This window comes from Paenibacillus sp. sgz302164 (assembly GCF_056120505.1).
Map to the genome: position 1 here is coordinate 159247 of NZ_JBVYOL010000011.1, position 14172 is coordinate 173418.

Below are 14172 nucleotides of genomic sequence, written 5' to 3' on the forward strand. Positions count from 1 at the left end.
AGGCTGCCCGAGAAAGTCGCGACACTTAGTTAGGGCTATGGGAAACAGTGAGCCCCTAATTGGAGGGACAGCCGCTTTTTCTGGGTGCGCACCTCTCCTGGTGAGGTCGCGAAACTGAACAAAATGGGCAGGAGGCATCGTGGTAGGGAAAAAACCTGCGAAAGTACAGGTTTTTCCTGCCGAAATGGTTCATTTTGGCGAAAAGCCTGCGATTGTGCAGGAATTTTCGCTGAAAGTGAACCTGAGCTCGTGTCTACTGCGAAAAGCCTGCACTATTGCAGGAATTTTTCGCGACAAGCGTGTCCAGGGCGCAAATTGATGTTTTTTTGCAGGTTTTTTTCGCGTCGTTAGCTAGCTAAGAGTCTGTCCGATGAACCACGTAGAAGGTATATGCAAAATGACAGTCATTATGCAGCGTGAGCGGCAATATATGCAGTCATTATTCACCCGGTATGCGCAAACGTAACTCCGTCGGACAGACTCCCAGGCAAATTGTGGCTATCGACTCTGGCGCAGGGGGGTTTCAATAGCCGTATAATCGAAAACAATCATGTGTTCAGGACCAGATTGCCTTGACGGGCAGTCTGGTCATTTGATCATTCAGAGCCAAACAGAGGGGGGAGATGCATGATTGTTCTGATCCGCTTTTGCCGCAAATTGCTGGAGCCGCTCCAGCGCAGCATTCGGAATAAACTGATTGTCACGATGATTTTGCTGACTTCGATTCCCGTTGCTTTCGTCACGCTGCTGGCGGCGGAAAACACGAGAAAATCCGTGGAAAGCGAAGTCATCGAATCCAATTTGACGCGGATTACCTGGACGGGGGGATATTTGGGAGACCGGCTGGATCAATTAAACAATGTGGTTTATTCGATGCTCATCAATGAGACTTTTACCGATAACTTGCGAAAAATAGACGATCCGAACCCGGCCGCCGCCTTCCTCGCGCAAAAAGGGCTGACGAATACGATTCTGTCGATTTTTTATTCGAACGTAGGCACGTTAAACGGTATCCAGCTGTATGCCAAGGATGCGAACAAATATTTTACCGTCAGCAACATGAGCGGCACAATTGTCGAAACGCCCAGCGGGACTCCGCGCCAATTTGACGCTATTTTTGGGCAAAATAATGACTTCGCCATCGAGCAAGGCGATAACGGAAATACTTTTTTCCTGACGCGCAGCGTGAACCGGTTCGAAGACCATGCCAGACTGGCCGGAATTTCGCTGGAAGTGAAGTGGGACATGATGGAAAATACGCTCAATTTAATGAATCCGGACCACGATCATGCCGTATTCATTACGGATCAGCAGGGGGACGTTTTGTATCATCCCGCCAGCAAAATGGCTCCGGTGCCTTCCATCTCCGAACTGCTGCAAAAGACGGATGCAGGGCCCGGTTATGTTCGTACCAAAGACTACTACGTTTTTTATAACACGCTGAACCCGTGGGGGTTGAAGCTGTTCAAAGTCATTCCCATCGGTTTTATCAATCATAGCGCGGTAATTACGCTGCAATACGGTATCGTGGTCGGCGGAATTTCCATTATCGTCTCTATCCTCATAGCGGCGGTCGTTGCCTGGAAAACGTCCAAGCCGATCGTTCATTTGGCCAGATCGATGCAAGGGCTCATTCCGCTCAAGGAGAGCGAAGCGCCCGTTATTTCGCGGATCGATGAAATCGGCCTGCTCGAGTCGCGCTTTTACAACATGTCCTACCGGCTGAAAGAGTATATTAAAACCGAGTACAGCATGAATTTGGAAAAACGGACCGCTCAATTGAAAGCGCTGCAATCGCAGGTAAACCCTCATTTTTTGCAAAACACGCTGCAGTTGATCGGCAGTATGGCTTTCTCGAAAAGTCCGGATGAAATTTACAGTGTCATTCGTTCGCTAAGCGATATGTTCCGCTATGTGATTCGCGACCCTGTCGAACTGACGTCGATCGAAAAAGAAATGGCGCATCTGAACAACTATTTGTTCATCCAGAAGCAGCGGTTTGCATCCCGCATTTCCGTGCATGTTTTCGTAGAGCCCGGTTTGGCAAGCTGTCCGATTCCCAAATTAACGCTGCAGCCGATCGTGGAGAACGCGTTTATTCACGGGCTGGACAAAAAGACGGGAGCCTGGGACATTCGAATCGAGGCGAGCCGAAGTCCGGCCGGCATTCAGATTGCGGTGGAGGATAACGGGCTGGGAATGAGCGGGGACATTTTGGAGCGGCTGCGGGAGCGGCTTGCTTTTACATCGGAGCCTATGTGGGATACCGGCGAAAGCATCGGGATCGTCAATGTGGCGGCAAGAATCCGCATGCACTTCGGGGAACCGTACGGTATTACCGTTGACAGTCAGCCGGGTACAGGAACTTCGATTAAGCTTCATCTGCCTATGAGAGGGGGAAACGACCATGATTAAAGCCCTTATTGTCGATGACGAACAGTGGAACCGCGATCTGATAAAAAGGTTCGGGGAGTGGGAAGCTAACGCCATGGAGGTCGTAGGCGAAGCCGAAGACGGGCTGGAGGCTATCCGTTCGATAGAGAGTCTGTCGCCCGATCTGGTCATTACGGATATGAGAATGCCGGGAATGGACGGCAGCGAATTTATCCGGCTCGTTCACAGCCGCTATCCGGACATCAAAATTATAGTCGTCAGCGGTTACGACGATTTTATGTACACCAAGCAAGCGATCCTTTCCCAGGCCAAAGATTACTTGCTGAAGCCGATCGATCCCGTCGAGCTGAACGCCGTGCTGGCCAAATGCAGAGCCGAAATCGAAGCTTCGGCCGCCCCGCGCCAATCTCAGGCGATGGATATGGAGCTGCTGCAAACGGTCAAAAACGTGATGCCCCATGTGTCGCTGCAGGTGGCCGAACTGAATGCGGAGCGGGTTGAACGTATTTTCCGCGATTTGCATGACCGGCTGCAGGCGCATAAAAGCTTTGAAGCGTTCGAACTGGAACGCATTTACCAGGAATTCGCCCTGCTGCTGAGCGAGCTTATCGTCAAAAATATGCTGGACGCCGCTTCCGTGCTGCCGGACGAACCAGTGCATTTCTCCTCCTGCGGCGAAATGATCGAGCGGTTGGTCGATATGTATACTGCGGTCATCGAATCGTCGGTGCGGCAGCGGAAATACAAAAACAAGCTGAATCTGGACGACATCAAAACGTACATCGATCTCAACTGCGCCGACTCAATAACGGTGGAGAAGATCGCCCAAGTTTTTTTTGTCAGCAACGTATATCTCAGCAGAGCGTTCAAGAGCGAGTTCGGGCTGACGGTCACTGATTATATGCAGCAGATACGGATGGAGCGGGCGAAAGAGTGGCTGCTTGAAAGCCAGATTCCGATTAAAAACGTTGCGGAAATGTGCGGTTACGAAGACGTCGCCTATTTTTACCGGGTGTTCAAAAAGCATTTCGGCATAGCCCCGGGGGAGATGCGCAAAGGTTAGGGCAGGTTAAAATTATACAATGAAAGCGGTTAATTTCATCCAATTAAACGCTTTCATTTTTCGTTTACAATGACAAATGTAAGCGCAACTACAAATAGGGAGGTCGCACAAGTATGAGAAAAAGTTGGAAAGTAGCGTTCAGTTCCGCGCTGGTTGTTTCGCTGTTGGCCGGATGCGGGGCAAAGGGAGATAGCGGCGCAGCACCATCCGATACGAAAGCTGCCGGGAGTGCGCCGGCCAAAACCGTTACTCTAAAAGTGTTCCTGGCGCAGCCCCGGTTCAAGGAGCAGTACGATAAATTCAACGCCGAATTTGCCGCCAAGGAGAAAGCCGAAAAAAATATCGACGTAAAAATTCAGATGGAGATGCCGCCGAGCGATCAAGCGAGCCAAATCCTGAAAACGAGACTGGCTTCCAACGACGTGCCGGACGTCTTTTCGCTTCATGCGGTTAACGACATTCCGACGTACTACAAAGCCGGCTATATGGAAGATCTGTCGAGCCAGCCTTTTGCCGGCAAGCTTCTCGACAGCGTGAAGCCGTCGGTTACCATCGACAACAAAGTCGTAGCGGTCCCGCTTGAAACACTGTATTGGGGATACTTGTACAATAAGAAAATGTTTTCGGATCTCGGCTTAAAACCGCCGACAACCGTGAGTGAAATGAAAGCGGTTATCGAGACGCTGAAGAAAAATAAAATTACACCGTTCGAGCTTTCTTACAAAGAACAGCAGTGGGGCCAGCTCTTCCTTCCTCTGACGGTGGGTGCTATGGCCAACACCGACAACAAGGATTTCGTCCAGCGGATGAACAGCGACAAAGGGTCTTTCGCCGAAATCAAAAGCCAACTGTTCGACAACTATGATCTGGTCAACGCCAACGGCACGGAGCGGGCGCTCGAAGTGGCGGCCACCGACGGGGCTGCGGCGTTCGCGCAAGGGAAAGCGGCCATGTGGGTGAACGGCCCCTGGTTCGCGGATTCCATTCTCAAGTCGAATCCGGATATGCAGATCGGCGTAGCGCCGCTTCCGATCAACGACAATCCGAAAGCGACGATGATCAACATGAGTGTTTCAACGTCTCTGGCGGTCGCTTCGGCGAGCAAAAACAAAGAGGTGGCGAAGGATTATGTGAACTTCGTGCTTGACGATAAAGTGACCAACGAGCTGTACAGCAGCCTGAAATTCAACCCGCTCGCCAAAAACCATACGTTCAACAGCTACCCGTGGGTGGCCGACGCGCTCGCTTATGTCAAAGAGGGCAAATCTTACAACGACCCCGTGATGCCGCCGGCCGTCAAAGACGAAGTAGGCAAGCTGCTCCAGTCCTATTTTGCCAAACAGACATCGCAGGACGATGTGATCAGCGGACTGGACAAAGCATGGAAAAGCGCCAACAAAATCAATAACAAATAATTCCGGTTGCCATTATGCAGAAAGACAGCAGGCTCTGCTGTCTTTCGCTATTTTCGATCAAGTGAGGTGATCAGCGTGCTCCAGAAAAGCATGAACAAGTATGTGTCTTTGTTCGCATTTGTCGCCCCGGCGTTTATCGTGTATGTTGCCCTGCTGCTGGTTCCTACGGTCGGAGGCTTTTTTTACAGCTTTACCGATTGGAACGGATTGAACAAAGATTACAGCTTTGTCGGCTTTGCCAATTTCGTCGAAGCTTTTAAGGAAGACCCTGATTTTATCCATGCGCTGTGGTTTACTTTCAAATACGTTATTGTCGTTGTTATATTGCAAAATGTGATTGCACTGTCGCTGGCTGTGCTGATCGAATCGCGGAAAAGAACGAAAGGGTTTTTTCGCACCGTATTTTTCATGCCGAACATGGTCAGCACGATTATTAGCGCTTTCATGTGGACCTTTATGTTCACTCAGGTGCTGCCTCAGCTTGCGGCCAAAACCGGCCTGCTGTTTCTGAATCAGGAGTGGATCGGCAACCCGAACGTGTCTTTCTTCTCGATCGTCATCGTCTCTTTGTGGCACGGCGTCGGCTATATGATGATCATTTATTTGGCCGGCCTTCAAGGGGTGCCGCAGTCGCTGCGGGAAGCGGCGATCATCGACGGAGCGAATCCTTTTCAAAATTTCATTCATATTACGCTTCCGATGATTACGCATGCGCTGACGATCTGCTTTTTCCTCACGCTCAACGGCGCTTTCAAGGTGTACGAGATCGTCTTCGGATTAACCGGCGGCGGGCCGGGAAGAAGCACGCAGGTCATCACGATGAACATATATGAGGAAGCTTTTTCAAACAATTTCCTGTACGGCTACGCCAGCGCCAAATCCGTGATCCTGTTCGTCATTATTTTAATATTTACGTTCGCTCAGGTGTTCGTCATGAAGAAGAGAGAGGTGGAAGCATGAGAATGATGCGGGCGGGTTCTTACTTCATCGTTGTGTTACTGTCGCTGTTTGCTGTCGTTTCTTTCTTCCCGCTCTATATGACGCTCATCAATTCCCTGAAGACGGAAGGGGAAATGTTCAGCTCCATTTTGGCTCTGCCGCAAATGTTTCATTTTGAGAACTTTTCCAGCGCCTACGAAAAAACGCAAATGCTCGGCAGCCTGCTGAACACGGTCCTTCTGTCGGTTCTGGGGATCGGCGGCATACTGCTGCTTTCCTCGCTGGCCGGCTACAAGCTTTCGCGGACGCCTGGCAAGGTGAGCGGCTTCATCTTCTTTTTGTTCATTTCCTCGATGCTGGTGCCGTTCCACTCCATTATGATTCCGCTGGTCAAGACGGCAAAAGCGCTGTCGCTGCAAGGAAGCGTATACGGGCTGGCGGTCATTTACGTAGGGCTTGGGGTCAATATGGCGATCTTCCTGTATCACGGCTTCGTCAAATCGATCCCGCGGGAGCTGGAGGAATCGGCTTACATGGACGGCTGCGGACAGTTCAGAACGTTCGGCACGATTATTTTGCCCCTGCTGCTGCCCATTACCGTCACGATCGGTATTCTTAACTTTTTGTGGATTTGGAACGATTTCCTGCTGCCTTTGCTGATGCTGTCCGACGTTAACGATTACACGCTCATTCTTTCCACGAATAAATTGTTCGGCGAGTATACGAAAGATTGGTCGCTTATTTTGGCCGCTTTAGTGCTGACCGCGATTCCGGTCATTATCATTTATGCCATTTTCCAGAAATTCATCGTATCGGGAATAGCGGAAGGCGCGGTAAAAGGCTGACGCGGATGCAGCTTGAAAAAGACGATTGCAGGCGCATAAAAATGAACAAGCCTGTTGACAATAAACGAATTGTGATGCTATTTTATATCGGAAGTCCCTTTTATTGAATTATTCAAAAAAGGGGCTTTTTTTCTTGAATCCGCTTCAATTAGGGGGATGAACATGTCGAGATGGAAAAATAGCCGCTACCAGACGAAGCTGTTTGTCTTGTTTATTTTGCTGAGCAGCATTCCGTCACTGCTGATCGGGACGACGGCGTACCAGAAATCATCCGAAATGCTTCACAATCAGACGGAACAGGATTTGAGCGTCATCCTCGCGCAGTTGAACACTTCGATTGAGCGCCAGATCAGCGACTTCGACCGGTTTTCGATGCTTCCTTATTTTTTGCCGGACATTTTCAATTTTTTGAACAAGCCTTTTGTTTCGCCTGAGCATTGGGGGACCGGGGAAATCAACGCGCAAAAAACGATGGTCCGGTTGATGAGCGCCTACCCGTCGATCAATTCCTCGATCAAGGGGCTGATGGTTTACGGCATTAACGGCACGCAAAACGGCTATCTCGTTAGCGGCAACTCCGCCATCAACCCGGAAGACGATGTGAAGAAGTCGGATTGGTACAAGCAGGTGATGGCCCAGGAGGGGGGCTTCGTCATTACCGGAGTCGAGGAAATCCGCCAGTTCACGGGGACGCCGTTCAATGCGATTATCGGCTCGCGGTTGATTATGGATGACGATCACCATCCGCTGGCCGTTATTGCGATTTTCATCTCGCCCGATTTTATCCCGAAAATCGTCAACTCGCTGCAGCTTCGCAATATGCAGGTTACCGTGCTGGACAAGGAGCGGAATTTGATCTACGCTTCGGACGAAAAGCTGGCCGAACAGCTCCAATCGAGCGGACTGGAGCAAAAAAAGGGAACGTGGGAATCCTCCGTTTCCGAGGACTCGAACGGAAGATCGTTCAACGGCGTGTTTTTGCAGAGCGATTACTTGGGCTGGAAAGTGTACATGGGCGTGAACCGCGATGAAATGCTGCAGGGCAGCCGGACGATCCGCAATTACACGATCGCCATTGTCATTGCAATGGGCTTTGCGGCCGCTGCCGTTTCGTTCCTGCTGGCGCGCGGGCTGTCGAAGCCGATATCGAAGCTGATTCGCTCCATGCGCGAGGTGGAGCGGGGCAAGTTCTCGGTGCCCGCATCGCTGGCCCGCGAGGATGAGATCGGCCAGCTTCAGCACAGCTATGCGCGCATGGTGCAGCGGCTGGACGAGCTGATCCAGTCGATTGAAGACAAAGAGCGGCAGAAGCGGCATGCGGAGCTGTATGCGCTCCGGGCGCGAATTCAGCCGCATTTTTTGTACAATACGCTGAATTCCATCCGTATGCTGGCGATTCTTCAGCAATCGACGCAGATTGCCAAGCTTATTCAGTCGCTGAACAAGCTGCTTCATGCCAATATGAAGCTGGACACCGAGCTCGTCTCGCTGGAGGATGAGATCCGGCTGCTGAAGGATTACGCCCTTTTGATGGATTTGCGGTATACGAACGTGTTTGAGCTGGAATGGTCCGTTCCGGAGCGGATTTTGAATGCGGCCGTGCCCCCTATGCTGCTTCAGCCTTTGCTGGAAAATGCGATTTTTCACGGAGCGAAGGGGCTGGAGCGCAAACTGCACATCGCCGTTACGGCTGCTCTGGCGGACGAAAACCGCACGCTGCGGATTGAAATCAGAGACGACGGGAGCGGTTTCGAGGAAGGCCCGCTGCTTTTGCCGGATGAAAGCGGCGCCGATTCCTCCCATATCGGCCTGCGCAACGTCCGCGATCGCATCCGTCTGCGCTTCGGCGACGAGTACGGGCTGACTGTAGAACGGATCGAGGGGTACACGCAGGTCGTTCTTAAAATGCCGTATAAAACGATGGAAATGGAGAGAGACGATCATGTGGAATCTGCTGGTAGTGGAAGATGAATCCATCGTACGGGTCGGGCTGCGCTATATGGTCAACTGGGAAAGCTTGGGGGTCTTTTGGAAAGCGGAAGCTTCCAACGGGGAAGAAGCTTTGCGCATTATGGATGCGGAGCCGATTCATATCGTGATGACGGATATCCGGATGCCGGGAATGGACGGCCTTGAGCTGGCCAAACAGATCAAGCGGCGGCATCCGGGCGTGCAAATCATTTTCGTCAGCAGCTACGATAATTTCTCCTACGCCAAGGAAGCGCTGCGCATCGGGGCTGTCGATTATTTGCACAAGCCGACTATGGATGAGGAGGAGATTACTGCCATCCTCCGCAAGGCCGTGGCGATTTTGGAGGAGACCCAGACGGCGAAGCAGCATCTGACGGAGGACGAAAGGAACAACTATTTGCTATCCTTGCTGGACAAGTACACGCTACCCGACAATCCGGCGCTTCCCGAGCTGCAGACGGAGGAATACCGGCAGGGGTATTGGCTGACGGTTATACGCAGACGAGAAGACGCGATTTCGGACGATGACGATTCCGAGCACTTGCGCTTCCTTTCGGTGCAATATTTGATCGAAGAATTTGTGTCCAAGGACTGGGGCGGAGTCGTGTTTCACCGCCAGTACCGGGAAATCATTTGGATCGCGCCGGCGGTGGAAAAGTCCAGGGACGTGAAGCCGCTGGAGCGCGGCAAATATTTGGAAAGCTTGCGGCAGAAAGTGCTGGAGCTGCTGAACGTTGCGGTCATTTTCTCGGCGAGCTCCACGTACGCCCACTTGCACGAATTGCCCAAAGCGTACATGGAGTCGCTGCTCCGCCTTCCCGTCAATGAACAAACCGATAATCTGATCGTCCGCAAGTCCAAAGAACTGGTCGACAGGCATCTGCTGGAGGACATTACGCTGGCCAAGATCGCAGCGGAAATTCATGTGAGCACAGGACATTTGAGCCGGGTGTTTCTGAAGGAAGTCGGCGAAAATTTCAGCGAATACGTCATCCGCAACAAGCTGGAATACGCCCAAAAGCTGCTGCGCGAATCCAACAAAAAAGTGTACGAAATTGCTGCCGATCTCGGATACACGAACCCGCATTATTTCAGTAAGCTGTTCAAAGAGCGCATCGGAGTAACACCGCTCGAATACCGGAACCAGTAGAAGAAAATCCTTCATGCTCCGCGCTGCAAGACAGCGGCGGGCATGAAGGATTTTTTGTTGTTGGCGCGCGCGGGGGCGTGCAGCGCGGCCGTGCCGGGAGAGCCCGGGGCAGGCCCCGAGGGCGAGGCAGGTCCGAGCTGCGCGGCCGTGCCGGGAGAGCCTGGGGCAGGCCCCAGCGGGCGAGGCAGGTCCGAGCTGCGCGGCCGTGCCGGGAGAGCCCCGCGTGCCGCCAAGTCGCAGCGCTTGCTCCAGCGGGCGAGTTTACGGCAAAGCCTGCAAAAGTGCAGGCATTTTCGAAGGAACCGTCCCGTTTTGGGGAAAAGCCTGCGAAAGTGCAGGAATTTAGCTCGTGAAGGGGCGTAACCCCCAATTTGAGTGGAAAAACCTGCACATTTGCAGGAATTATGCCGAGGCGGGAGCGTGATGTAGCAAAAAGATGTACTTTTGCAGGCTTTCCGCGTGCCGCCAAGCCGCAGCGCTTGCTCCAGCGGGCGAGTTTACGGCAAAGCCTGCAAAAGTGCAGGCATTTTCGAAGGAACCGTCCCGTTTTTGGGAAAAGCCTGCAAAAGTGCAGGAATTTAGCTCGTGAAGGGGCGGAACCCCCAATTTGAGTGGAAAAACCTGCACATTTGCAGGAATTATGCCAAGGCGGGAGCGTGAAGTAGCAAAAAGATGTACTTTTGCAGGCTTTCCGCGCGCCGCCAAGTCGCAGCGCTTGCTCCAGCGGGCGAGTTTACGGCAAAGCCTGCAAAAGTGCAGGCATTTTCGAAGGAACTGTCCCGTTTTTGGGAAAAACCTGCGAAAGTGCAGGAATTTAGCTCGTGAAGGGACGGAACCCCCAATTTGAGTGGAAAAACCTGCACATTTGCAGGAATTATGCCGAGGCGGGAGCGTGAAGTAGCAAAAAGATGTACTTTTGCAGGCTTTCCGCGCGCCGCCAAGTCGCTACGTTCGCTCTAGCGGGCGAGTTTGCGGCGCCAAGCCACGGCGCTTGCTCCGGCGGGCGAATTTACGGCAAAGCCTGCAAAAGTGAAAAGTGCAGGCTTTCCGCGCGCCACCAAGCCGCTGCGCTCGCCCCAGCAGGCGAATTTTTCTCAAAGCCTGTGCAAAAGTGCAGGCTCCCTGCGCACCGCCAAATCGCTACACTCGCTCCAGCAGGCGAGTTTTCGAAAAGCATCGAGATGCAAAAAGATGCACTTTCGGCGCATCTTTTCCACGCGCAGCCGGCACTGTGTTAGCGAGCGACCCGGCACGGTAAGCATAAAAACATAGGAAATGTCAAAAATCATCTATTTGCAAGAAGATTTTTCGTATTTTCAGAAAATAAGCGGTCATATTTGAACACAAAAACGCAGTTCAGGTTACTACCGGGTGTGAGCCGACTTTTTTACAATAAGTATAAAGTTGTACCAGGAAAGGATATAAACCGACATGAACAAACAAATCGGAAACGCTTTCGAAACGGAACGCTGGGGGATGTTCGAGCTTCGCCTTCAGGGTCCTCGCGCCGGCAATCCATTTACGGACGTGCAATTTTCGGCACGGTTCAGCTATAAGCACCGCACCGTAGAAGCGGATGGTTTCTATGACGGCGATGGGCAGTACTGTGTTCGTTTTATGCCGGATACGCCGGGCGAGTGGTTGTTTGAGACGATAAGCAGCGAGCCGGAATTGAACGGCGTCAAAGGAACGCTGCTTTGTGTGGAGCCGGGGCCGGGTAACCGCGGGCCTGTGCGGGTCGATCAGATTTATCATTTTGCTTATGCGGACGGTACGCCGTTTTACCCGGTTGGGACGACCAGTTACGCATGGAACCATCAAGGGGAGGCGTTGGAAGAACAGACGCTGGCCAGCCTCGCGCGGGCTCCTTTTAATAAAATTCGCATGTGCGTGTTTCCGAAGCATTACGATTACAACTTGAACGAACCGGAGCTATATCCGTTTGAAGGATCGGTGGAGCAGGGCTGGGATTTTACCCGGTTTGATCCGGCTTACTGGAGGCACCTGGAACGGCGCATTTTGGATTTGCAAAATTTGGGCATTGAAGCCGATCTCATCTTGTTCCATCCGTACGACCGGTGGGGTTTTGCCCGGATGCGTCCGGAAACGGACGACCTGTACTTGCGCTATGCGATGGCAAGGCTGTCTTCGATTCGCAATATTTGGTGGTCGCTGGCGAACGAGTACGACTTGATGTTCGACAAATCGATGCAGGATTGGGACCGGTTCTTCCATGTCATTCAGCAGCACGATCCTTTTCAGCATCTTCGCTCTATCCATAACTGGCACAATCCGGAGATTCATTACAGGAACGATCAGCATTGGTACGATCATGGCAAACCATGGGTAACGCATGTCAGCATCCAGCATCACGACCTTTATTTTGTGCCGGAATGGCGCGCTCAATACAAAAAGCCGGTCGTCATCGACGAATGCCGGTATGAGGGGAACTTAAATCACGGCTGGGGCAACATTACGGCGGAAAAAATGCTCGAATGCTTCTGGCAGGGCATGGCCCAGGGCGGCTATGTGACACACGGGGAAACTTTTGTGCATCCGCAAAATATTATTTGGTGGTCCCATGGGGGAACACTACACGGGGAAAGCCCCGACAGAATCGGATTTCTGCGGAAAATCATGGAGGAAAGCCCGCGTCTCGGGCCAACGCCGATCAATTTCAAATGGGACTCGGCCGCCGGCGGAATCGATGCGAACTTTTACCTCATCTATTTCGGGGCAAGCCGTCCGGCGTTCCGCAATCTGGACCTGCCGCAAGGCGTCCGGTTTACGGTTGAGCTGATCGATACATGGGAAATGACCGTTACGCCGTTCTCCGGCGATTTTGAAGGGACATGCCGGGTGGAATTGCCAAGCAAGCCGTATCAAGCTTTAAGGATCAAAAAAGCCGAAGACAGGTGAACCTGCTTTCATCGCAAAGGGTGCGGGCCTGTTGAAAGGGGTGATGGGGGCAAAAGCTTTACAGGGCCCATGCGGCTCGGCGGCAACATGATGAACAAATCGACTAAACAGGGGGAAAAGCAGTATGAAAAAAGTAGCTTCCGTATTGATGAGCACAGTGCTGTTAGGCGGGATTTTGGCAGGATGCGGTTCCGGCAGCGGCACGAACCAGGCGGCAAGCCCGGATAGCACGAGCGCCGGGAAACAGGCTGCGGGCGGTAAAGTCAGCATTTCGCTGTGGACGTTGGATACAGGCTGGGAATGGATCGACAAGGCCGTTGCTGACTTCAAGCAAGAAAATCCGAACATCGATGTGCAGGTGAGCAAATATGGCGTAGACCCCATTAAAGAGAATTTAAAACTGGCCGCCAACTCCAAAACGCTTCCGGATGTATGGTTTACCTGGGGCGGATCGCTGGGTTCGTTCTATCCGGAAAACGGTTTGACGATGGACCTGACGCAAGTCGCCAAGGATCATAAGTGGTCCGAAACTTACAACAAGGCTGCGATTGACATGTCTACTTACAATGGAAAAGTGTCCGGTATCCCGATACATCTGAACGTTCTGGGCATGTGGTATCCGAAGAGCGTATACGACAAGGCCAAGCTTAAACCGCCGGCCACATTCGCCGAGTTTGAATCGCAATTGCAGACACTCAAGGACAACGGCGTTACTCCAATGTCCTTCGGCAGCAAGGGCGGCTGGCACACGATGCGCCTGAGCGAGCAGCTGATCGAGCATTTCGGCGGCGCGGAGCTTCATGACAAATTAAGCAACCTTACCGCATCCTGGAACGATCCGGCGGTCGTGAAAACATTTGAAAAATTAAAGGAATATACGGATAAAGGCTATCTCCCTAAAGGCTATATTTCTCTGGACCCGCAAGAAGCGGAATCGATCTTCTATCAGCAAAAGGCCGGCTTAATCGATGAAGGCACCTGGTTTGACGGCACCATTAACACGAACGGCTTTGACGCCAACAACTTTGACGTATTCAAGTTTCCGAACGACCAGAAGCCGTCCCGGGCCTCGGTATTTGCCGAAATGCTCCAAGTCAACGGCAGCTCGACGAAAGAGAAGCAGGATGCCGCCATTAAATTCGGCGAATATTTGACCAGCGTCAAGGTAGTCAACAAGTATATTGAAGGCTATGGATCGCCGGCAACGCTGAACGTTAAATTGTCGGATAAAACGCCGCATCTGAAGCAATTGCTGGACAGCGCGAACGACGGGGGCTTCCTCATTATGGACCAGGCGCTGCCGCAGCAGGTCATCCAGAAATTTTTTGAAGCGCAGGACAAAGTCGCACTGGGCGAATGGTCGCCGCAGCAGGCCGCACAGGAGATGGACAAAGCGGTTAACGATTATAAAAGCAAAAAGAAATAAGCCAAGCGGTATCTGATCGATCAAGCAACCAGATAACAAAAGGAGCGGGT

Annotated in this window: 10 protein-coding genes; all 10 read left to right on the plus strand. The window is 52.1% G+C overall.

Annotated features, from left to right (window positions below; genetic code table 11):
- The first annotated feature begins 139 nt into the window (after window positions 1-139).
- The 10 genes from AC0LWT_RS19555 to AC0LWT_RS19600 all read left to right on the plus strand — a co-directional run bounded on the left by AC0LWT_RS19555 (window position 140) and on the right by AC0LWT_RS19600 (window position 14122).
- Window positions 140-319 carry a hypothetical protein gene (locus AC0LWT_RS19555; protein WP_474682935.1) on the plus strand — a complete coding sequence of 60 codons (180 nt, stop codon included), beginning with the start codon at window positions 140-142 and terminating at the stop codon, window positions 317-319.
- A 308-nt stretch (window positions 320-627) separates the two neighbouring features.
- On the plus strand, window positions 628-2415 hold the full coding sequence (locus tag AC0LWT_RS19560) for a sensor histidine kinase (protein ID WP_474682936.1): 1788 nt from the start codon (window positions 628-630) through the stop codon (window positions 2413-2415).
- Window positions 2408-3457 carry a response regulator transcription factor gene (locus tag AC0LWT_RS19565; RefSeq protein WP_474682937.1) on the plus strand — a complete coding sequence of 350 codons (1050 nt, stop codon included), beginning with the start codon at window positions 2408-2410 and terminating at the stop codon, window positions 3455-3457. The genes AC0LWT_RS19560 and AC0LWT_RS19565 overlap by 8 nt, the downstream gene beginning before the upstream one ends.
- 113 nt (window positions 3458-3570) lie before the next feature.
- Window positions 3571-4872, plus strand: a complete 1302-nt coding sequence (locus tag AC0LWT_RS19570; protein ID WP_474682938.1) for an ABC transporter substrate-binding protein — start codon at window positions 3571-3573, stop codon at window positions 4870-4872.
- Window positions 4873-4962: 90 nt separating this feature from the next.
- Window positions 4963-5832 carry a carbohydrate ABC transporter permease gene (locus AC0LWT_RS19575; RefSeq protein WP_474683032.1) on the plus strand — a complete coding sequence of 290 codons (870 nt, stop codon included), beginning with the start codon at window positions 4963-4965 and terminating at the stop codon, window positions 5830-5832.
- Window positions 5829-6656, plus strand: coding sequence for a carbohydrate ABC transporter permease (locus tag AC0LWT_RS19580; RefSeq protein ID WP_474682939.1), 828 nt, complete (start codon window positions 5829-5831; stop codon window positions 6654-6656). The genes AC0LWT_RS19575 and AC0LWT_RS19580 overlap by 4 nt, the downstream gene beginning before the upstream one ends.
- A 162-nt stretch (window positions 6657-6818) precedes the next feature.
- On the plus strand, window positions 6819-8627 hold the full coding sequence (locus tag AC0LWT_RS19585) for a sensor histidine kinase (protein ID WP_474682940.1): 1809 nt from the start codon (window positions 6819-6821) through the stop codon (window positions 8625-8627).
- Entirely contained in the window at window positions 8599-9777 is a 1179-nt protein-coding gene (locus AC0LWT_RS19590) for a response regulator (protein WP_474682941.1), read from the plus strand. The genes AC0LWT_RS19585 and AC0LWT_RS19590 overlap by 29 nt, the downstream gene beginning before the upstream one ends.
- 1431 nt (window positions 9778-11208) lie before the next feature.
- The gene (locus tag AC0LWT_RS19595) at window positions 11209-12696 is read left to right on the plus strand and encodes a DUF5605 domain-containing protein (RefSeq protein ID WP_474682942.1); all 1488 of its coding nucleotides are present in this window, start codon (window positions 11209-11211) and stop codon (window positions 12694-12696) included.
- A gap of 124 nt (window positions 12697-12820) precedes the next feature.
- Entirely contained in the window at window positions 12821-14122 is a 1302-nt protein-coding gene (locus AC0LWT_RS19600) for an ABC transporter substrate-binding protein (protein WP_474682943.1), read from the plus strand.
- Window positions 14123-14172: the final 50 nt, after the last annotated feature.

Bases quoted from the DNA above. Each gene is read 5' to 3' on its own strand.
- AC0LWT_RS19590 (WP_474682941.1), top strand. From the start codon at position 8,599: ATGTGGAATCTGCTGGTAGTGGAAGATGAATCCATCGTACGGGTCGGG.
- AC0LWT_RS19585 (WP_474682940.1), top strand. From the start codon at position 6,819: ATGTCGAGATGGAAAAATAGCCGCTACCAGACGAAGCTGTTTGTCTTG.
- AC0LWT_RS19595 (WP_474682942.1), top strand. From the start codon at position 11,209: ATGAACAAACAAATCGGAAACGCTTTCGAAACGGAACGCTGGGGGATG.
- AC0LWT_RS19580 (WP_474682939.1), top strand. From the start codon at position 5,829: ATGAGAATGATGCGGGCGGGTTCTTACTTCATCGTTGTGTTACTGTCG.
- AC0LWT_RS19600 (WP_474682943.1), top strand. From the start codon at position 12,821: ATGAAAAAAGTAGCTTCCGTATTGATGAGCACAGTGCTGTTAGGCGGG.
- AC0LWT_RS19570 (WP_474682938.1), top strand. From the start codon at position 3,571: ATGAGAAAAAGTTGGAAAGTAGCGTTCAGTTCCGCGCTGGTTGTTTCG.
- AC0LWT_RS19565 (WP_474682937.1), top strand. From the start codon at position 2,408: ATGATTAAAGCCCTTATTGTCGATGACGAACAGTGGAACCGCGATCTG.
- AC0LWT_RS19560 (WP_474682936.1), top strand. From the start codon at position 628: ATGATTGTTCTGATCCGCTTTTGCCGCAAATTGCTGGAGCCGCTCCAG.
- AC0LWT_RS19575 (WP_474683032.1), top strand. From the start codon at position 4,963: ATGAACAAGTATGTGTCTTTGTTCGCATTTGTCGCCCCGGCGTTTATC.